Here is an 18,664-nt window from a genome sequence, read left to right as displayed (position 1 = left end):
GTCTCAAAGGCCTAGCCGATCCGCTTATAGAACAGGGTCGTGCTGCAAAAGCGTCCATCCGGAAACAGGGCGTAATCCGGAATGACGCCGACCCGTTCCCAGCCGAGACGGGGATAAATCGCCTCTGCATCGCTGCCAGTTGCCGTATCCAGAACCAGAAGGGTACGGCCACGTTTTGCCGCTTCCTCCTCCACCCTTTGCATGAGCTTGCGAGCGACGCCAAGGCCTCGGGCGGATGGGTGCACGAGAAGTTTCATCAGATCGCCGCGATGCGGCTGATTGGGCTTTGAGGCAAGGCCTACCTGCACGGTGCCGACCACCTTGCCATCCACTTCCGCTACCACATGAATAGTCGCACCCTGACCTGCCGCTTCAGCCACGGATCGCCAGAAGGGTTCGGCATCCTGCGGGGAAAAGGGCAACATGAAGCCGACGGAGGCGCCGCCGTTCACGCAGGCGGCGAGGACTTCGCAGAGTTCTGGCAGGGCATCGATGGTCTCTTGCCCGTTCAACATGCGGATGATGGTCATAAAAACTCCTGTGGGGAAATCAGCGCTGTCTTTGATCCAGCACCACGGCATAACGAGCAGGTTTTTCGGAAGGATTGTGGAAGACGTGCCCTTCTCCGACCGGCATGAAAAGGCAATCGCCCGGTTCCAGCCGGTGAACGTTTCCGCCGCTCGTCATTTCCAGCACGCCTTCGAAAAGCCAGACATATTGCGTCATGCCCCGGCTTGCCGCATGCGGCGGAAAACCGACGCGCGCGCCGGCTGGAAATTCGACTTCGACAATATCGACATCCGATCCCACACGCGGCGGGGAAATGGCGCGGCGGACATAGCCTGTCTCGGGATCTTTCCAGAGCTGCTGGTCGCGCTTTCTCACCAGCGGAGAAACGGTCTCTTCATTTTCGGCGAAGAAACCGGAGAGCGACAGGCCAAATGCCGCGCAGATGCGGGCGAGCAGCGACGCGGTGGGGCTCGCCTCTCCCCTTTCAATACGGGAAATCATGGCGCGGCTGACGCCCGATTCGGATGCAAGCCTGTCCAGCGTCAGGCCGCTTTCAGCCCGCAACGTTTTGATGCGCTCGCCGATCGAGCGTTCGAGAATGTGATCTTCGTTTTCCATCATATGAGAATTTCACTCTCACATGATGGAGTCAATATCCTTCATAGTGGAAATTGTCATTTTTCCGCCGGGTGCTTATCGGCAAATAGGCGTCAGACGCCGACCTGGGCAATCCAGTCATTCAGATTATAGTAGTTCGTTACTCGACTAACCTTTCCATCTTTCAGATCAAAAAAGGCGCCGGCCGGCAGCACATATGTCTGACCGTTCGCCTCGGGCAACCCTTCGTCAGTCTTGAGATATTCGCCATTGACAATGAATTCGGCGGACGCGCGCTTTCCATCCTCGCTCGCCATGATCACCATATCGGTAAGATTTTCCTTATAGCAGCGGTTCATATGATCCATGAAGGAGGCAAAGGCGAGCTTGCCGGTCTGGCGCTCGCCCTGATTAATGTCATGCACCACCTCATCGTGAAGCAGCGCCAGGAAGGCATCCATATCCTGACGGTTGAAGGCATCGTAATAGGCGCGGATGGTCTCGGCAGCGGTCATCGTCTTCTCCGTTCATGCTTGCGCGGGTGTTCCATGACGGTATAACCAGTGCAACCGAGAGTGAAAATGCCCATGACCGTCGAAATCAAGTCTCTTTCCGGCATTGACGCCACACCTTATTTCGATGACCTCGCGCGCCTGCGGATCGAGGTGTTTCGCGCCTTTCCGTATCTCTATGACGGCTCGCTGGAGTATGAGCGCAAATATCTTGCGACCTATGCCGATACGGACGGGGCGATCTTCGTGCTGGCGCTCGATGACGGCAGAGTGGTCGGCATGTCCACCGGCATGCCGATGGCCGCCGAAACCGACGAGGTGAAAACGCCATTCGTGGAAGCGGGCTACGATCCGGACCGGGTATTCTACTTCGGTGAAAGCGTGCTGCTTCCCGGCTATCGCGGCCACGGCGTCGGCGTGCGCTTCTTCGAGGAGCGGGAGGCACATGCAAAGCGGCTCGGCTTCAACCAGTGCACCTTCTGCGCTGTCGAGCGGCCTGCCGACCATCCCCGCCGGCCGACGGATTACGTGCCGCTCAATGCCTTCTGGGAAAAGCGCGGTTATCGCCACCACCCCGAGCTGCATACAAGCTTCATCTGGCAGGACCTCGACGAAAGCACCGAGAGCCCCAAACCCCTGTCATTCTGGATGAAGACCATCCTTGCCGGAGATGGAGACACATGACACGCCTCGCCGCCAGCCAATATGCCATCGAGCTGATCGAGACATGGGAGGCCTATACCGCCCATCTGTCCGCCGTTGTCCGCGAGGCCAAGAGCGAGGGCGCAGAACTGCTGCTGCTGCCGGAATATTCGGCTATGACGCTGACCGGTCAGTTGCCACCCGACATCCGTTCTGATCTGCACCGTTCCATCGAAGAGATACAGCCGATGATCCCCTCCTGGGTAGAGCTATGCGAGGAGCTGGCGCGGCAACATCAAATTCTGTTCCAGCCCGGCAGCGCGCCTGTGAAGGACCCGGACGGCAAATTCCGCAATCGCGCGTGGCTTTTCGGTCCGGATGGCCTGATCGGTTATCAGGACAAGCAGATCATGACCCGCTTCGAACGGGAGCAATGGAACATTCATGCCGGCGTCGAGGGTCTAAAAGCCTTCGAGACGCCGATCGGCAGGCTGGGCATTCTCATCTGTTACGACAACGAGTTCCCGATGCTTGGCCGCAGGCTGGCGGAACTCGGCGTCGAACTGGTCCTAGCGCCCAGTTGCACCGATACCCTCGCGGGTGCCTATCGGGTCCGCATCGGCGCGCAGGCGCGGGCGCTGGAAAACCAGTATGCCGTCCTGTCATCGCCCACCGCCGGGGAAGCGCCATGGTCCCCGGCCGTCGATGAAAATCGTGGTCGCGCTGCCCTTTACGTGCCGTCGGACTACGGCATGCCAGCATCCGGCATCACCGCGGAAAGCGAAAGTGATGCGGTGACGCAAAGCAGCCTTTTGATCGCCGATATCGATCTTGCCGCAGTGGCGAGGCTCCGCACCGAGGGGCAGGTTGCCACCCGCCGCGACTGGCCGGAGCAATTTGCGGTCTGAAAGCCCATTTTAAAGGGCTTTTAACCAAATTCCCGCTTTGCGGCATGACAAGCCCCTGCTATAGCGCGGAACATGAGCACAAATTCGACCCGCACGCCCCTGGACCATATACGCAACTTTTCGATCGTTGCCCACATCGATCACGGCAAATCGACGCTGGCCGACCGGTTGATCCAGTCGACAGGCGGCCTCGCCGAACGCGACATGTCGGAACAGGTGCTCGATTCGATGGATATCGAGCGCGAGCGCGGGATCACCATCAAGGCTCAGACCGTTCGTCTGCATTACAAGGCGAATAACGGCGAGACCTATGTGCTGAACCTTATCGACACGCCCGGTCATGTCGACTTTGCCTACGAAGTCTCCCGCTCGCTTTCGGCCTGCGAAGGTTCGCTGCTGGTGGTCGACGCTTCGCAGGGTGTGGAAGCCCAGACGCTCGCCAATGTCTATCAGGCAATCGACAATAATCATGAGCTGGTCACGGTTCTTAACAAGATCGACCTGCCGGCGGCCGAACCCGACCGCATCAAGGAACAGATCGAGGAAGTCATTGGCATCGACGCTTCCGACGCCGTGATGATTTCCGCCAAGACAGGTCTCGGCATTCCCGATGTTCTGGAAGCCATCGTCCACCGCCTGCCGCCGCCGAAGAGCGATGTCGGCGAAAACGGGCCGCTGAAAGCGCTGCTGGTCGATAGCTGGTACGACACCTATCTCGGCGTCATGGTTCTGGTGCGCGTCATCGATGGCGTGCTGAGCAAGGGCCAGCAGATCCGCATGATGGGTTCGGGCGCGAAATACGGCATCGAGCGCGTCGGTGTCCTAACCCCGAAGATGGTCAATGTCGATAGTCTCGGCCCCGGCGAGATCGGCTTCATCACCGCCTCGATCAAGGAGGTGGCCGATACACGCGTTGGCGATACCATCACCGACGACAAACGTCCGACGGCGCAGGCCCTGCCCGGCTTCAAGCCCGCGCAGCCCGTGGTGTTCTGCGGCCTCTTCCCGGTCGATGCGGCCGACTTCGAAGATTTGCGCGCGGCGGTGGGCAAGCTTCGCCTTAACGATGCCTCCTTCTCCTTCGAAATGGAATCGTCCGCCGCTCTCGGCTTCGGTTTCCGCTGCGGCTTCCTGGGCCTGCTTCATCTCGAAATCATTCAGGAACGCCTCGAGCGCGAATTCAATCTCGATCTCGTCGCGACAGCGCCTTCGGTCGTCTACGAAATGACACTGACGGATGGCACGGAAAAGGAACTTCACAACCCGGCGGACATGCCCGACGTGGTGAAGATCAAGGAAATCCGCGAGCCCTGGATCAAGGCGACGATCATGACGCCGGATGAATATCTCGGCGGCATCCTGAAACTCTGTCAGGACCGGCGTGGCCTGCAGACCGAGCTGACCTATGTCGGCAACCGCGCCATGATCACCTATGAATTGCCGCTCAACGAAGTGGTGTTCGATTTCTACGACCGCCTGAAGTCCATCTCCAAGGGCTATGCCTCGTTCGATTACAACATCATCGATTATCGCGAAGGCGATCTCGTCAAGATGTCAATCCTCGTCAATGGCGATCCCGTCGATGCGCTTTCCATGCTGGTCCACCGCTCGGCGGCCGACCGGCGCGGGCGCGGCATGTGCGAAAAGCTGAAGGAACTCATTCCGCCGCACATGTTCCAGATCCCGATCCAGGCCGCCATCGGCGGCAAGGTTATCGCCCGCGAAACCGTGCGCGCGTTGCGCAAGGACGTGACGGCGAAGTGCTACGGCGGCGACGCCACACGCAAGCGCAAACTTCTGGACAAGCAGAAGGAAGGCAAAAAGCGCATGCGCCAGTTCGGCAAGGTCGAAATTCCGCAGGAAGCCTTTATCGCCGCTCTGAAGATGAACGACGAATAAGCGGCGAAGTACCGCGATTGCTTTTGAAAGGGAGGCTTACGGCCTCCCTTTTCCTTTCAAAAACACCGTTCTCAGGCGTGCAGCTTCGCGCCTTTTGTAATCTTGTCGACGATTTTCTTATCGGCTCTAAGCGCCATTCCGACAACCTTTGCGGTTTCCGGAGAAAATTCCGAGAAGACCTGACGGTTCGCCGCGTCGTGTCCGGTGGAGAACATTTCCTCGATATAAAGCGATGTCGTGACATCACGCTCAAGAGAACGCTGATGGATTTTGCGCAACGCCTCCTGATCCGCGGCCATCACGACAATCGGCTGGACAGACAGAGGATTGTAGACGTTCCCCGCCCTGTCGCGGTATGGTTCCCCGATGATCTCTCCGGTCTGGGCTACGATCCCGGACATGAGAAATGCGGTGACGTTCAATTTTTGCCAAACGGCAAGGTCGTCACGAAGGACGACGGCGATCTTGGTATCAAACATGCGAACTCAATCTGGCTGTGGTTACGAACGAGAAGCAATCCTACAGCCTCTGCATGCCACCGATCTTGAACGTTCGTGCAAATTCGAGGGCATCGTGCAGGCCCCCGCGAGCGACGGTTTCGAGCGCATAGAAGCGCGCTTTCACGGTAATGCTTACGCGCCGCACCGGCATGATACCTATGCGCTGGGCGTCACGCTCTCAGGCGTTCAGACCTTTTCCTATCGTGGCGCATCGCATTTCAGCATGCCCGGAAATGTGATCGTGCTGCATCCCGACGAAGTTCACGATGGCGGCGCCGGCACGGATGAGGGCCTGCGCTACCGCATGCTTTACCTTCCGCCTGAAAAGATGATGCAGGCAGGACATAAGTCGCTGCCTTTTTCCAAACATCCCGTTATCGAGGACGAGGCCTTTCGCCTATGCCTGATCGAAGTGCTTGCCAACCTCGAAAGCGAGCCGGACAATCTACTTGTGACAGACTGGCAGGCGCGACTTGCGGATCTGCTCTGCAAACATTCGAATGAAAGAACTGGGAATATCAAGCGAGTTGACAGGGCCGCCGTCCTGCGGTGCAGGAATTACCTGCTGGAGAACAGCGCCGCAACCGTGGGGTCGGAAGAGCTGGAAGAGATAAGCGGACTCGACCGCTTTACGCTTTTTCGGCATTTCCGTTTCCTGTTCGGAACGAGCCCGCACCGTTATCTCATCATGCGGCGGTTGGAAAAATGCAAGGAGATGATGCGGGCCGGTGGCAGCCTTGCGGAAACAGCCTTCGCCTGCGGGTTCGCGGATCAGGCACATTTCACGCGGCATTTCAAAAATGCCTTCGGCATGCCACCGGGGCGCTGGCTCAACCTCGTTTCACACTGATCATTGCGGAAACAGGATCGACCGATGCGCCGCCGCACCGGCCATTGCGCCGTCGCCAACCGAAAGGGCCACAGAGCCGGCAGCCCTTGCCACATCGCCGCAGGCAAATATGCCGGCAATGGTGGTCTGTTTCATCGGATCGGTAACGACGGTCGATCCCATTGGTCCTTCCTCGATGGCGCAGCCGAGTTTTTTTACCCAGTCTGAGGCGATACGCAATTTCGGCTGGGTGAAAAGGCCCGCCAGTGCAACATTACGCCCATCCACCAGAGCGATATCCGCATGTCCGGCGATTTCCCGGATATGCGTTTTTTCCACATGGACCCCGCGAGCAGACAGAAGCGCATCCTGATCAGCATCCGGCTCGAAGACGCCATTGGTAAAGAAGGTGGTCTCCCCCCAGTCCGGGAGCATCAGTGCATGATGTATGGCCAGAGGTGAAGCCGCGATAACGCCGATCTTTCCCTGATCCAGTTCGTAGCCATGGCAATAAGGGCAGTGGAAAACAGAGGACCCCCAGCGGTCCTTCAGCCCGGCTATATCCGGAAGTTCGTCGGTGACGCCCATGGCGAGAATGAGACGGGCGCCGCTTTCACGGCGACCGCCATCGATTTCGACCTCAAAGTCACCAAAAGTCCCTTCCGCATCCGTTACGCTGCCCCGCGCCCACTCGATCGTCGGGTAACGCTCGATCTGGCTGCGTGCCTCGCTCACGATTTCGCCGGGCGCCTTGCCGTCCTGCCCAAGAAAACCATGGGAGTGGCTGGCAAAGCGATTTCGTCTTTCGCCTGCGTCCACAACCAGAACCCGCTTCCTTGCGCGGCCCAGCTGCAGGGCGGAGGATAACCCGGCGTAACTGCCGCCTATTATGATCACGTCGAATTTCATGATGCACCCATGTTTTGAGGCCGACCGTAACCGCGGTCCACATCATGCTACTTATATTGTTACATGAAAGATCGAGTCAATGGTCATGCAACTTATATTGTTACGTCAGCCGGAGGGTGGTAAGCGTGAATGCAAACAGGCGGGCTTCAACAATGAGACACGACACGCGACTTTCCCGGGTGCTGCATATTCTGATCCATATGGAAAAACATGAGGGCGCGGCGACTTCGGAAAGTATCGCAGCCATGTTGCAGACCAATCCGGTGGTGGTGCGCAGGACGATGGCGGGCCTGCGCGAGCAGGGATATGTTTCTTCCGAAAAAGGACATGGCGGAGGATGGGTTCTGGCGCGCCCACTCAATGAGATTACATTACTCGATATCTACAGAGCGCTTGGCGCGCCCGAACTGTTCTCTATCGGGCTGGCAGGTGACAATCCGGATTGTGTTATTGAACAGGCAGTCAATGCTGCACTTTTCGAGGCCATGACCGAGGCGGAGAGCATTTTGTTATCCCGCTTCGGAAATATTACGCTTTCGGCGCTGGCGGCAGAATCGATCACCCGCTGGTCAAAAGTCTCCAATCATCCTTCCGCCATGGACCAGCTCTGAGCGAGTAAACTAGCGATTGTGCAAACGAAAAAACCGCCTGCTCGGAAGCAGGCGGCTTCATCGTGTCCAGTCAGCCATTAAGGCTGGGTCTGGGTTCCACCCGTGTTCGGACTTGCCGGGGCGGCGTTATTTGCCGGCGGCGTTGCCGGGGTAGTCGGTGCCATCGGTGCCGGCGCCTGGTCCGTCGCAGCGGGCGGCGTAGTGGACGACGTCGTGGCCGGATCGGTGGTCGGGCCGCTCATCTGCGACCAGGCGAAGACGCCCACCAGTACGACGACGATGATTGCCAGCCACGGCACCCAGGACGACGAGGTGCGGGCACGCGGTTCGTTGTTGATATTCAGTTCCGGACGAAGATCGCGGTCCGGACGCGGGTTGTTGGGATCGAATGTCATGGTGTTTCCTCCTCTTCATTCTGCCGAGAAAACGACGTTCCCGCGATTTTGTTCCGATCAGTCGCCCCTGCGGTCAGGACGAAGGTGAAACGGGTGGCTGACGAAGAGCGTCTGCAAGCACGGTCATGACGTGTGGACCACCCATTTGCGACACGTTGAAACGCATGAAACCGGACGCGCTCTGCGAGGAACTAAACACATTCCCCGGCGCGAGCACCAACTGCTGCGCGAGCGCGCGGCGCGCCACATCGGCAGCATCCACGCCTTCCGGCAGGCGGCACCATAAAAACATGCCCGCCTGCGGTTCGATCCACGGTACGCATCCAAGTGAGACGAGGCGCGCCGCCGCCTCCGGCATCGCCGCCGCAAGCCGCAGACGAAGCGCCTCGACATGTTTGCGATAACTGCCATCCGTCAGAAGCGACAGGACCAGCGCGGCTGAGAAATGCGCTCCGCCAAAAGCGGTGGCGATCTTGAGGTCGGTCAACGCTTCCACCCACGCCAGGGGCGCTGCTATGAAACCGCAGCGCACGGAAGCCGACAGTGTTTTTGAAAAACTACCGATCTGGACAACGCGGTTCAGGCCGTCGAAAGCAGCCAGACGCGGGGCGGCCTGAGTTTCGAAATCGGCGAAAATATCATCCTCAATGATGGTCAGTCCCGACTGTTCGGCCAACATCAACAAGCGGTGGGCATGAACGGCGGAGAGCCGCGCGCCAGTGGGATTATGGATCGCGGAATTGGTGATATAGAGCCGCGGCCGGTGCTCTTTCAGCGCCTGCTCGAAAATCGGCAGGTCCGGCCCTGTAGGTGTATAGGGCACGCCAATGGCCCTGACGCGGTGCGCGCGCAAAAGGGCGTGGAAATTGAAATAACATGGATCGTCGACGATTACTGTATCTCCAGGCTGCAGCAAAAAGCGGCACAGGAGATCGATTGCCTGGGTACCTGAATCGGTCAGCATGATCTGGCTGGCCCCGGCCTGAACCCCGTGATCGGCCAGCCTGCGCGACAGGAGTTGCCGCAGCGGCAGAAGCCCCATCGGGCTCGCATAATCCGTCAGCAGGGCGGCATCCGCGCGCGCAAGCCCCCTGATCGCCCGCCGCATTGCCTCTTCCGGCATCCAGGACGCGGGAAGCCAGCCGCAACCGGGCTTGGCGAGGACGGACCCTTCGTCCAGCGCCTGACGGGATACCCATAGCGGGTCCACCGCCCTGTCCAGCCGGGGCTCGATATCGGCGAGAGACAGGGGCGCAAGCGGACCGGCTACAAAAAATCCGGAGCCCGGCCGCGAGCTTATCGTGCCATCGGCCACCAGCCGGTCATAGGCTTCGACAACAGTGGAGGTGGAAACGTGCATGGCTTTCGCCAGCCCGCGCACCGAAGGCAGGCGCGCGCCTGGAACGAGGCTGCGCGAAGCAATGCGCTGGCGAATGCTCGCCATGACCTTTTCTATGCGCGTACCGGGCTCGATCTGCGCGAGGGTTGAAAACCGCCCGTCCACAACTCTCTCCATCCGTACTGGAACATCAACCATAACAGTTTCTTTAAATTGTACATGACTGTCGCTGTTGCCGCCAGCAGTTCCGGAGGAAGAAGGACAAAATGCAGGAGATGACGATGGACAAGGCGACAAGCGGCTGGCTGAACGGTCTGACGGGCGTGGTGATATTTAGCGGCTCGCTGCCCGCCACGCGCGTTGCGGTGACGGGTTTCGATCCCGTGTTCCTCACTGTGGCCCGCGCCAGCATTGCGGGTCTATTGGCGGTGGTGCTGCTGCTTGTTTTCAGGCAAAAGCGCCCGGCGCGCCATGATCTGACATCGCTCTTCATCGTCTCGCTTGGGGTTGTCGTGGGCTTTCCGCTGTTGACGGCGCTTGCCCTCCGACACGTTACCTCGGCGCATTCCATTGTTTTTGTCGGGCTGTTGCCGCTGGCCACCGCAATCTCTGCGGTTCTGCGCGGAGGCGAGCGCCCGCGCCCGGCCTTCTGGCTCTTTTCCTGCGCGGGCAGCGCCCTGGTGGCGGGCTTTTCGATGTGGAATTCATTTTCGACCGGGCTTGAGGCCTCGCTTACCGGTGATCTCCTGATGCTCGGCGCAATCATCGTCTGCGGACTTGGTTATGCAGAGGGTGCCGCCCTTTCCCGCAGGCTGGGGGGCTGGCAGGTCATTTCCTGGGCGCTGGTTCTCTCCCTGCCGGTGATGCTGCCGCTCGCGTTTTTCACAGGGCCGCAAACGCTCGCCGGCATCGATCCCCAGGCTTGGGGCGGCCTTGCCTATGTTTCCCTGTTCAGCATGCTGATCGGCTTCATCTTCTGGTATCGCGGCCTGGCGCAGGGCGGCATTGCGGCAGTCGGACAATTGCAGCTGCTGCAGCCGTTCTTCGGCCTCGCGCTTGCCGCAACCCTGCTGCACGAAGAGGTAAGCCCTGCCATGATTGCCGTTACGCTGGTTGTGGTGCTGTGCGTCGCGGGCGCCAGAAGATTCGCGCGCTGACACGGGCGATCCTTCAGCTGGAACGGCGATCCACCCAGCGGTGCCACGCATCTTCGCTGCCGTTGAAGACATTGAGATCGATGCGGCCATCGACGCCATGTGACAGGCCCGAGCCGGAATATTGCCAGAACAGCCATTTGCGACCGGGATAGACCACCGATGGGTGCTGGGCGACGGCGCGCAGCCAGAAAGGATAGTCCTGGAACTCGCCGGTCAGGTTATCCTTGTAAAAATCCGGCGCGGTATAAATGATTGGCCGCTGCCCGTAATGGCGCTCGAGCTTGTTCATGAAGACGCGCATCTTTTCCAGAACGCGCTCACGGGAATGGCGCGTCTTGCAGCTCGACTCGCCGTTATATTCCACATCGATCACCGGTGGCAGCGCGTCGGGATCGCGTGGCACGTTGCGAATGAACCAGTCTGCCTGTTCGCTGGCCGAACGGCACCAGTAGAAGAAGTGATAGGCGCCACGGCGAATGCCCGCGGCCTTTGCACCCTGCCAGTTGGTGCGGAACATCGGATCAAGGTGATCGCCGCCATCCGTGGCCTTGATGAAGGCGAAGTTGGCCCCGCGGGTGCGCAGCAACGGCCAATCGATATTGGCCTGCCAGCGCGACACATCCACGCCGTGCACCTGGAAATGCCGCGGCTGAACCCGGCCGAAATTGATCGGTTTCGCATCGCTGAAGCTGGAACGGAAAATGCGCGAGCGGATCTGCGCACCGGCGCTCGCCGCCGGAGCCGCCGCCATGGCCAATTGGACCGGACGCTCCATCGGCCGTTCGGTCGGGCGTATCATCCCGGCCTGCGGCGGGACCGGCAAACGGATTTCAGGCGCATCCTGCGGCAGCGACGCCCTCGGCGTGACGGCGGAAAAAGCCTTGGGCTCTTCCGGCACCGGCCCACCCCAGGCCAGTACTTCCTGCCGCGGTTGAGCCGTTATCGGCTGCGAGCCGACGCTTGCCTGCGGCACCGGCGCTGATGGCGTGACAGAACTCGTGGTTTCCTTCGACGGCAAGCCGGCAACCAGGCTTTCCGGACCGGAACTGGACGTGCAGCCGCCAATCAGAAGGCAACCGAAAAGAAGTGCTGGCACAGCCGAAGAACGCATGAGAACCCGTACGCAAAACAAATCGGGGACGCACTGGCGCCACCCGGAGACCTCGAAATACAAATGCTAACGGAAGATTATCAAAAAAGACTGAATCTTATCTTTACGCCGGCACCCACCAATGCGCCCTTCATTTCTGGCAGGTAAATTGCATTCCGGTTCTCATTGTACGACTCAGGCCGTCATGGTGCTGAGATCAACGGTATCGGCGCCGGGGGAATTTCTCTTGATCGACTCGATCGCGTGAATGGCCGAGGCCTTGGCCTTATAGCCTTCAGAGACAAACATCGTCTCGCCGTTCGAAGCCTTGAAGCGAAAGCGAAATTCTCCGGCTTTGTCTTGATAGATCTCGAATTTGTACATGGGCTTTGCGGCTCCTTCGCGCTGAAAAATGAACTCCACGCAATTCTGGTCTGGCACCATGATATTCGCAACAGAAAATCCGTCAGATGAGCCGCACCCAGGCACGGGCAATCTCCAGACCCGCTGCATCCGCCATCCCTGCGCGCAGGTCGCGATGATCGGGATATTGTGCCAGCCAGCCGGGCGCCATTTTTTCGATGGAAGCGGGAAAGGCCTCGCACCAGCCGTCAACGACTGCTGCGGAGGCCTCGAAATGGAACTGTGTGCCATAGACCGCCCGTCCGAGGCGAAAGGCCTGATTCCGTGTCGCGGCATTGGTCGCAAGCCGGGTGGCACCGGGTGGTAGTGTAAATGTATCGCAGTGCCATTGAAAAATCGGAAAAGCTCTATCCAGCCCGGCCAAAAGCGGATCGGATATGCCCTCTTCCGTGAGGGACACCTTTTTCCAGCCGAATTCCGGTGGACCGGAAAGAATGTTATCGCCACCATAAGCGCGGGCCAGCAGCTGGCTGCCGAGGCAAACACCCATGACTGCCCTGCCCGCATCGCCAAAGGTTTTCATCAAACGCGCAAGCTCTGGAAGATAGGGATATAGGGCATCGTCGAGTGCGTTCTGCTCTCCGCCCAGAACGATAAGGGCATCATGACCGCCCGCATCTTTCGGAAGCGGTTCCCCCGCATAGGCGCGAATGACGCGCACCTCCGCATTCGCCTCCGCCAATGCCACGCCGAGTTGTCCATGCGGCGTGCCCGCCATGTTTTCGATAATTGCGACGCGCATGCGACCTCTTGATGATAACAGATGATTCAGCCGGCGGGTTTCGCCGATTGAATCCAAGCTTCATCATGATGAAAAGGGATTTTCAAGAGGTACGGCAGCAGTGGCGTGGCACAGCATGGGCCCCGCCACTGGATATTAGAATTCCCGCGAGAGCTTCGCGTCGACCGAATGCCGGTTGCCGCCCCGAATCGTGAAGAACAGGAAAATCGCCGCCCAGAGAATCGATTTTTCCGCACCGCCCAGACCTTCCGCCTTCACCACACCATGGAACCAGACCGTTACCAGAAGGACGATCATGGCGGCGAAGGATGCTGGCCGCGTGAAAAGGCCGATGGCGATGAAAATACCGCCGAAGAATTCCGTTGCCGCCAGCAGCGGCGACCATAAGACGCCCGGGTAAAAACCGAGGCTCTCCACCATGCCGACCGCCCCGAAGGGATTGAGAATCTTGCCGAACCCATGGGTAACCAGCAGAAGTCCCGCCGTGACACGCAAAATGGTCTCCACCACATCGTGTGTCCCGTTATAAAGCGGTGCAACGGCGGGAACGAACAGACGCTGACGATTATTGTCGAACTGGGCCATAGGATCTCTCTGTTTGAGCATTCGATTGACTTATCTGTTCGCAAAGCCCCGTGATAAGAACAAGCATATGCCGGGTAAAAACATGAGCGTTAAAGTTAACATTATCGTGACTCGGCCGCGAAGGAGACGTGATGATGACCGACACCAAACCGCGCATAACGATACGCTACTGCACCCAGTGCAACTGGTTGCTGCGGGCTGGATGGATGGCGCAGGAAATCCTGCAAACCTTCGCCTTGGATATCGGCGAAGTGAGCCTTGTCCCCTCAACCGGCGGCGTGTTCGAGATCGGGGTGGACGGTACCATTATATGGGAACGTAAACGTGACGGCGGTTTTCCCGGCCCAAAAGAGCTCAAACAGAGAATCCGCGACATCATCGACCCGGACCGAGACCTCGGTCATGTCGACAGGACGAAGCACGAAGGCCTCGACACCTGACCCGGCGACGGGTTTCAACGGCATCAGACAAGTTTTTTCCCTTTAAAATCAATGACCGTCATAAAAGTTCAAAAAGCCTGTTGACACCGGGCGGCTGCCCTCGTACATCGCTCTCCGTCGCCCAGATGGCGGAATTGGTAGACGCGCCAGCTTCAGGTGCTGGTACTCGCAAGGGTGTGGAGGTTCGAGTCCTCTTCTGGGCACCATTCCATTTTGATCTTAGCCAGATCAAATACTTAGACGAAAAAACAGCAACATTTGGACCTCCTGCAGAACGCAGGGTACATGTTGCGGTTTTTCGTTTTGCTGACGTCCAGCGCGAATCTTACCCTTAGGAAAAGATGCAGATGACGAGCCAAGGCTCACGCCTTCACGTCATCGAATACGGCGGCTCGATCGTTCGGATTTGAGGCGGACCAAGCCTTGTTACGGCTGGGCGTCTTTGTCGCCACTGTTTTGCGAATGCTGCTCACAATTGGGCGTACAGGAAAGAACGGTTCGCTCCGTCTGGCGGAAAACACGGACCGTATTGCCTTCATCAATGGAGACGAGAATCCGCTCATCGACGATTGGATTCCCTTCGGCGTCGAGAAGTACGAGATTTGTCGTGCCGAAACTGCGACCGGTCAGCACGATCGTGGTAGCGTCGGCAACCGTGGCATCGGCAACCTTCGAGTTGCCGACGATAACCTTGCTGACAGGACGGTCGAGACGGAGGACGCGGGCGTGATTCATCGAGACGCGCAATATGTCTTCCTCGGCAAAACCGGACTGGAACGCCCCTCCCAGAATGACCGACAAGCCGACCACAATTTTCGTCAGTTTTCCGGATGACACGCTTTTTGCCCTTGCTCACTAATCAGCAGTTTACCGCGTCAAAGAATGCGTGGTTTTAGTGAATGAAGCGTTAAGTCACGAAAATGCGTGATGCGCATGGTAACCATGCATAATTCCTGGCATTCCCGACCTGCGCCGCCCCGCATCATAACTGAACATCTTTGTCTCATTGAGAAACCCGTTTTCCCGAAATGAGAACAGCCCTTCGACAGAAGAAGTTTGTTTATAAGCAAATATAGAAATACATTAAATACTTTTCATATTTATTTACCAAAGGAAACTCATCCTGCCGTTTACTTTGAGTTAATCCTTTTTTTTAAGCGCTTGGAAATCGCTCGTCTGTAGTTTGAAGGCAACCGAACAACGGAGAACAGTTGTCGGCGTGCTGAACTACACAAGAGTTAGGAGATACTCATGACCAAGATTTTCGCTCGTTTCCTCAAGGACGAATCCGGCGCTACGGCAATTGAATATGGCCTGATTGCCGCGCTTATTTCCGTTGCAATCATCGGCGGCGCTTCGGCCGTTGGTACGCGGCTCAATGCTTTCTTCACCGCTCTTTCTCAGAGAATCAACGCCAATGCGCCTGCCCCAACAAACTAAGCGTTACTGAATCAGAAGTGGACACGCCGCCCTTGAGGCGGCGTGTCTTTTTTATGAATACCTTCGATAGAGTAGCTGCCGTGAAAAGCAGCACGAGGAGATGGTCGTGGTAGTCGCTGCAATTTTCCTGATATTGCCTTTTTGCCTCGCTTTTGCGGCTCTGAATGATCTCTTCAGCATGACGATACCGAACAGGATAACACTTTTCCTGCTATCGTCTTTTGTGGTCATAGCCCCTTTTTCCGGAATGGACTGGCATACTTTTGCCATGAGCCTCGCGGCCGCCGCTATTGTATTTTTTGCCTGTTTTGCGCTTTTCGCCGCCAATGTCATGGGTGGAGGAGATGCCAAGCTTCTGACGGCCGCTGCCGTGTGGTACGGCTTCAACATCTCCCTCATAGAATTTCTGCTCGCAGTGACCTTCATCGGCGGTGTGTTGACACTTGGCATCCTGCTTTTGCGATCCCGCTCACAGGAAATAATGGCGATAGGCATTCCTATCCCAGATTCACTGATGGTGGCAAAGAAGATCCCCTATGGGATCGGTATCGCCATTGCCGGACTTCTGACATACGGTGAAGCACCGATGGTAAAGGCCGCCATCGCCGGTCTTCTTTGAATGAATTACTTCAAGGACCGAAATTAAAGGCTCGTTAACCACAAACCCAAGTATAATATTAACCATAATTATACCAATGACGCGCCATCCTGACGGGAGAAGAATCTGATTCCCTCAAGGATCGAGCATGAAACCGTCGCGTATCGTCATTCTCTCCGTTGCCCTGGTTGCAGCCGGCCTTGCCGGTCTTGTCGCCATGCAGATTTCCGGTGCAAAACAGGTTATCGAAAAGGCGGAAACGATCATCCAGAAAGAGCCGACGGTCAACGTTCTCGTTTCCTCGGTCAATTTACCCGTCGGCAGCCGTCTGAATGACAGCTCGGTGCGCTGGACGCCCTGGCCGCAGGGCAATGTCGTCGACAGCTTCATAACCGAAGCCAAAAACCCCAACGCAATCACCGAACTCACCGGCGCCGTCGTGCGGTTGCCCCTGTTCGAGGGGGAACCGGTGCGGCCGGAAAAAGTCGTCGATTCCAGTACCCGCATCATGTCATCGCTTCTGCCGGCAGGAAAACGCGCCGTCGCCACGGAAATTTCCGTTTCAACCGGCGCGGGCGGCTTCGTACTGCCCAATGACCGTGTCGACGTCATCATGGTTCGCAAGGGTGAGAACGGAAACTTCCTGACCGAGAATGTTTTGAACAATGTCCGGGTTCTCGCGATCGACCAGCAGATCAAGGAAGGCGAAGACGGGATTTCCGCCGTCGTGGGCGCAACGGCCACACTGGAACTGACGCCTGAGCAGGCGAAGATCATAACGGTGGCGCAGCAGATGGCGGATCGCCTCACTCTCGCCCTGCGCTCGATCGCCGATGCACAGGAAAACGACACGCTTTCGGCGGGCTATCTTCTCAACGGTGGCTCCGGCCAACCGGAAATTCAGGTGATCAAATCCGGTTCAATCGTCAAGGGCAATCAGGGAGCATCACAATGACCGGGGGGTTCATGGCAAAGCGCGTTAAAAAACACCTGCGTTCATCGATGCTGGGCGGACTTGCATTCTGCGTGGCTTTTTCAGGCATTCCAGGCCCGCATTCGCCCGAATTTCTGCGTCTCGGCGAGGCCGCGGCACAAAGCGCCAGCATCGTGCGCATCACCGAGAGTGGCTCGGGCGTTCGCAAACGCCTGAAACTCGGCCTCAACAAGGCTTTGGTCATCGACCTGCCCGAGGACGCCCATGATATTCTCGTTGCTGACCCCAGCCTTGCCGATGCCGTGACCCGCACGTCGAGACGAATCTATCTCTTCGGAAAAACGGTGGGGCAGACCAATATTTTCATTTTCGGCGATAGTGGCCGTGAAATCGTCAGCCTCGATCTCGAGGTGGAGCGCGATATCGTCGGGCTGGAGACCAATATTCGCCGCTTTATTCCCGACTCCGACATCAAGGTCGAAATTGTTTCAGACAATATCGTTTTGACGGGAACGGTTCGTACACCGCAGGACTCGGCACGGGCAGTACAGCTTGCCGAAGCCTTTCTGAAGGGTGGTGAAGCCACCACCCGTAACATATCGCTGACAGGTGGCGACAATGGCGGAGACGCCGCAATTTTTGCCGAAAACCGCCAGGTATCGCAAATCGTCAATATGCTGACGATCGAAGGCGAAGATCAGGTAACGCTGAAGGTTACCGTCGCCGAGGTCAGCCGGCAGGTGCTGAAACAGCTGGGTTTCAATGGCTCCATCAGCAGTTCGACAAGCAATAACGGCTTCGAATTCGCAAATCCGTCCAATCTTGGAAATGCAATCAGCGGCGCCTCGCGGATCGCCAGCGGCGCGATCGGCTCCGGTTCGCTCAACTTTGCCACCTATCTCAATGCCATGGAGCAGGCCGGTGTCGTACGCACGCTGGCCGAACCCAGCCTCACCGCCATTTCCGGCGAGCAGGCAAAGTTCTATGTCGGGGGCGATTTCCGTCTGCCTGCGGAACAGGAAGTCACCATCGACAAGGATACGGGCCAGCAGACCATAACGCGCACGACCGACACGGTCGACTACGGCATAACCTTGAATTTCCGGCCGGTCGTGCTTTCGCCAGGACGGATCAGCCTCAAGATCGAGACCAATGTTTCCGAGCCTACCTATGAAGGTAACGTGGTAACCGGAAATGCAGGCCGGAACATCCCAGGTTCGACTTATATGTCGATCCGCAAGCGCGAGACCTCGACAACGGTCGAACTCCCATCGGGCGGCTCGATCGTCATCGCCGGCTTGGTCCAGGATAATATCCGCCAGGCCATGTCGGGGCTTCCGGGCATTTCAAAGGTTCCGATCTTCGGTACGCTTTTCCGCAGCAAGGACTTCATCCGCAACGAAACGGAACTGGTCATCATCGCGACGCCCTATCTGGTGCGGCCAGTCGCGCGCAACCAGATCGCCCGGCCGGATGACAACTTCAATCCGGAAAACGATGCAGCCATGTATTTCATGAACCGCGTCAACAAGGTCTATGGCCGCAAGGACCAGGTTCAGGCGGCTCCTTATCAGGGATCGGTGGGGTTCATCTACAAATGACCA

23 protein-coding genes and 1 tRNA gene are annotated in these 18,664 nt (G+C 57.8%); 12 read left to right on the top strand and 12 right to left on the bottom strand.

The window, feature by feature from the left end:
* Nucleotides 1–11: 11 nt before the first annotated feature.
* The 3 genes from K7A42_RS16105 to K7A42_RS16095 form a co-directional block, all read right to left on the bottom strand.
* Nucleotides 12–530, bottom strand: a complete 519-nt coding sequence (locus K7A42_RS16105) for a GNAT family N-acetyltransferase (protein ID WP_022555450.1) — start codon at nucleotides 528–530, stop codon at nucleotides 12–14.
* A gap of 19 nt (nucleotides 531–549) precedes the next feature.
* The gene (locus K7A42_RS16100) at nucleotides 550–1,131 is read right to left on the bottom strand and encodes a helix-turn-helix domain-containing protein (protein WP_004439336.1); all 582 of its coding nucleotides are present in this window, start codon (nucleotides 1,129–1,131) and stop codon (nucleotides 550–552) included.
* An 89-nt stretch (nucleotides 1,132–1,220) separates the two neighbouring features.
* On the bottom strand, nucleotides 1,221–1,622 hold the full coding sequence (locus K7A42_RS16095; RefSeq protein WP_282455543.1) for a ketosteroid isomerase-related protein: 402 nt from the start codon (nucleotides 1,620–1,622) through the stop codon (nucleotides 1,221–1,223).
* Between the two features lie 72 nt (nucleotides 1,623–1,694).
* On the opposite strand from K7A42_RS16095, the gene K7A42_RS16090 reads away from it, so the two are divergent.
* The 3 genes from K7A42_RS16090 (at nucleotide 1,695) to lepA (ending at nucleotide 5,068) form a co-directional block, all read left to right on the top strand.
* On the top strand, nucleotides 1,695–2,303 hold the full coding sequence (locus tag K7A42_RS16090) for a GNAT family N-acetyltransferase (protein WP_162719259.1): 609 nt from the start codon (nucleotides 1,695–1,697) through the stop codon (nucleotides 2,301–2,303).
* Nucleotides 2,300–3,169 (top strand): carbon-nitrogen hydrolase family protein, encoded by an 870-nt coding sequence (locus K7A42_RS16085; protein ID WP_282455542.1) that lies wholly within the window; start codon nucleotides 2,300–2,302, stop codon nucleotides 3,167–3,169. The genes K7A42_RS16090 and K7A42_RS16085 overlap by 4 nt, the downstream gene beginning before the upstream one ends.
* Nucleotides 3,170–3,241: 72 nt before the next feature.
* A complete protein-coding gene (gene lepA, locus K7A42_RS16080; RefSeq protein ID WP_004439328.1) occupies nucleotides 3,242–5,068 on the top strand; it encodes a translation elongation factor 4 in 1,827 nt (608 codons plus the stop codon).
* Between the two features lie 71 nt (nucleotides 5,069–5,139).
* Here lepA and K7A42_RS16075 read toward each other — a convergent pair whose 3' ends face one another.
* Nucleotides 5,140–5,547, bottom strand: coding sequence for a DUF2000 family protein (locus K7A42_RS16075; protein ID WP_006699741.1), 408 nt, complete (start codon nucleotides 5,545–5,547; stop codon nucleotides 5,140–5,142).
* A 94-nt stretch (nucleotides 5,548–5,641) separates the two neighbouring features.
* On the opposite strand from K7A42_RS16075, the gene K7A42_RS16070 reads away from it, so the two are divergent.
* On the top strand, nucleotides 5,642–6,418 hold the full coding sequence (locus K7A42_RS16070) for an AraC family transcriptional regulator (RefSeq protein ID WP_034496341.1): 777 nt from the start codon (nucleotides 5,642–5,644) through the stop codon (nucleotides 6,416–6,418).
* On the opposite strand, the gene K7A42_RS16065 is transcribed toward K7A42_RS16070, so the two are convergent.
* On the bottom strand, nucleotides 6,419–7,306 hold the full coding sequence (locus K7A42_RS16065; RefSeq protein WP_035206602.1) for an NAD(P)/FAD-dependent oxidoreductase: 888 nt from the start codon (nucleotides 7,304–7,306) through the stop codon (nucleotides 6,419–6,421).
* 152 nt (nucleotides 7,307–7,458) lie between these two features.
* Here K7A42_RS16065 and K7A42_RS16060 point away from each other — a divergent pair, with 152 nt between their 5' ends.
* Complete coding sequence (locus K7A42_RS16060) at nucleotides 7,459–7,917, top strand: Rrf2 family transcriptional regulator (protein WP_006699744.1); 459 nt, start codon at nucleotides 7,459–7,461, stop codon at nucleotides 7,915–7,917.
* A 77-nt stretch (nucleotides 7,918–7,994) separates the two neighbouring features.
* Here K7A42_RS16060 and K7A42_RS16055 read toward each other — a convergent pair whose 3' ends face one another.
* Nucleotides 7,995–8,312 (bottom strand): hypothetical protein, encoded by a 318-nt coding sequence (locus K7A42_RS16055; RefSeq protein WP_004439319.1) that lies wholly within the window; start codon nucleotides 8,310–8,312, stop codon nucleotides 7,995–7,997.
* Between the two features lie 73 nt (nucleotides 8,313–8,385).
* Nucleotides 8,386–9,828: a PLP-dependent aminotransferase family protein gene (locus K7A42_RS16050; RefSeq protein ID WP_045533054.1), complete on the bottom strand. Its 1,443-nt coding sequence runs from the start codon at nucleotides 9,826–9,828 to the stop codon at nucleotides 8,386–8,388.
* 104 nt (nucleotides 9,829–9,932) lie between these two features.
* Between K7A42_RS16050 and K7A42_RS16045 the strand changes: the two genes are divergently transcribed.
* The gene (locus tag K7A42_RS16045; RefSeq protein WP_282455625.1) at nucleotides 9,933–10,808 is read left to right on the top strand and encodes a DMT family transporter; all 876 of its coding nucleotides are present in this window, start codon (nucleotides 9,933–9,935) and stop codon (nucleotides 10,806–10,808) included.
* Nucleotides 10,809–10,821: 13 nt separating this feature from the next.
* Here K7A42_RS16045 and K7A42_RS16040 read toward each other — a convergent pair whose 3' ends face one another.
* The 4 genes from K7A42_RS16040 to K7A42_RS16025 form a co-directional block, all read right to left on the bottom strand.
* On the bottom strand, nucleotides 10,822–11,919 hold the full coding sequence (locus K7A42_RS16040) for a GH25 family lysozyme (RefSeq protein WP_282455541.1): 1,098 nt from the start codon (nucleotides 11,917–11,919) through the stop codon (nucleotides 10,822–10,824).
* Nucleotides 11,920–12,093: 174 nt separating this feature from the next.
* Nucleotides 12,094–12,282: a YegP family protein gene (locus tag K7A42_RS16035; protein ID WP_004439314.1), complete on the bottom strand. Its 189-nt coding sequence runs from the start codon at nucleotides 12,280–12,282 to the stop codon at nucleotides 12,094–12,096.
* An 82-nt stretch (nucleotides 12,283–12,364) separates the two neighbouring features.
* Nucleotides 12,365–13,063 carry a type 1 glutamine amidotransferase gene (locus K7A42_RS16030; protein WP_282455540.1) on the bottom strand — a complete coding sequence of 233 codons (699 nt, stop codon included), beginning with the start codon at nucleotides 13,061–13,063 and terminating at the stop codon, nucleotides 12,365–12,367.
* Nucleotides 13,064–13,198: 135 nt separating this feature from the next.
* On the bottom strand, nucleotides 13,199–13,648 hold the full coding sequence (locus K7A42_RS16025; RefSeq protein WP_037089470.1) for a DoxX family protein: 450 nt from the start codon (nucleotides 13,646–13,648) through the stop codon (nucleotides 13,199–13,201).
* Nucleotides 13,649–13,782: 134 nt separating this feature from the next.
* On the opposite strand from K7A42_RS16025, the gene K7A42_RS16020 reads away from it, so the two are divergent.
* Nucleotides 13,783–14,088 (top strand): SelT/SelW/SelH family protein, encoded by a 306-nt coding sequence (locus K7A42_RS16020; RefSeq protein ID WP_037089622.1) that lies wholly within the window; start codon nucleotides 13,783–13,785, stop codon nucleotides 14,086–14,088.
* Between the two features lie 119 nt (nucleotides 14,089–14,207).
* A tRNA-Leu gene (locus K7A42_RS16015) sits at nucleotides 14,208–14,294 on the top strand.
* 220 nt (nucleotides 14,295–14,514) lie between these two features.
* On the opposite strand, the gene K7A42_RS16010 is transcribed toward K7A42_RS16015, so the two are convergent.
* Complete coding sequence (locus K7A42_RS16010; RefSeq protein WP_416220915.1) at nucleotides 14,515–14,925, bottom strand: pilus assembly protein N-terminal domain-containing protein; 411 nt, start codon at nucleotides 14,923–14,925, stop codon at nucleotides 14,515–14,517.
* A 414-nt stretch (nucleotides 14,926–15,339) separates the two neighbouring features.
* Here K7A42_RS16010 and K7A42_RS16005 point away from each other — a divergent pair, with 414 nt between their 5' ends.
* The 4 genes from K7A42_RS16005 to K7A42_RS15990 all read left to right on the top strand — a co-directional run bounded on the left by K7A42_RS16005 (nucleotide 15,340) and on the right by K7A42_RS15990 (nucleotide 18,661).
* Nucleotides 15,340–15,528, top strand: a complete 189-nt coding sequence (locus K7A42_RS16005; RefSeq protein ID WP_207588376.1) for a Flp family type IVb pilin — start codon at nucleotides 15,340–15,342, stop codon at nucleotides 15,526–15,528.
* A gap of 106 nt (nucleotides 15,529–15,634) precedes the next feature.
* Entirely contained in the window at nucleotides 15,635–16,147 is a 513-nt protein-coding gene (locus K7A42_RS16000) for an A24 family peptidase (RefSeq protein WP_244405382.1), read from the top strand.
* 127 nt (nucleotides 16,148–16,274) lie between these two features.
* A complete protein-coding gene (gene cpaB / locus K7A42_RS15995) occupies nucleotides 16,275–17,081 on the top strand; it encodes a Flp pilus assembly protein CpaB (RefSeq protein ID WP_006699754.1) in 807 nt (268 codons plus the stop codon).
* Nucleotides 17,078–18,661 (top strand): type II and III secretion system protein family protein, encoded by a 1,584-nt coding sequence (locus K7A42_RS15990; RefSeq protein WP_006699755.1) that lies wholly within the window; start codon nucleotides 17,078–17,080, stop codon nucleotides 18,659–18,661. Before cpaB ends, K7A42_RS15990 begins: the two co-directional genes overlap by 4 nt.
* Nucleotides 18,662–18,664 lie beyond the last annotated feature (3 nt).

The organism is Agrobacterium sp. InxBP2 (assembly GCF_026191755.1).
GTDB classification, from domain to species: Bacteria; Pseudomonadota; Alphaproteobacteria; order Rhizobiales; family Rhizobiaceae; genus Agrobacterium; species Agrobacterium pusense.
Note: the sequence above shows the minus strand (reverse complement) of the source record. Positions and strands in the feature narration are given on the sequence as shown.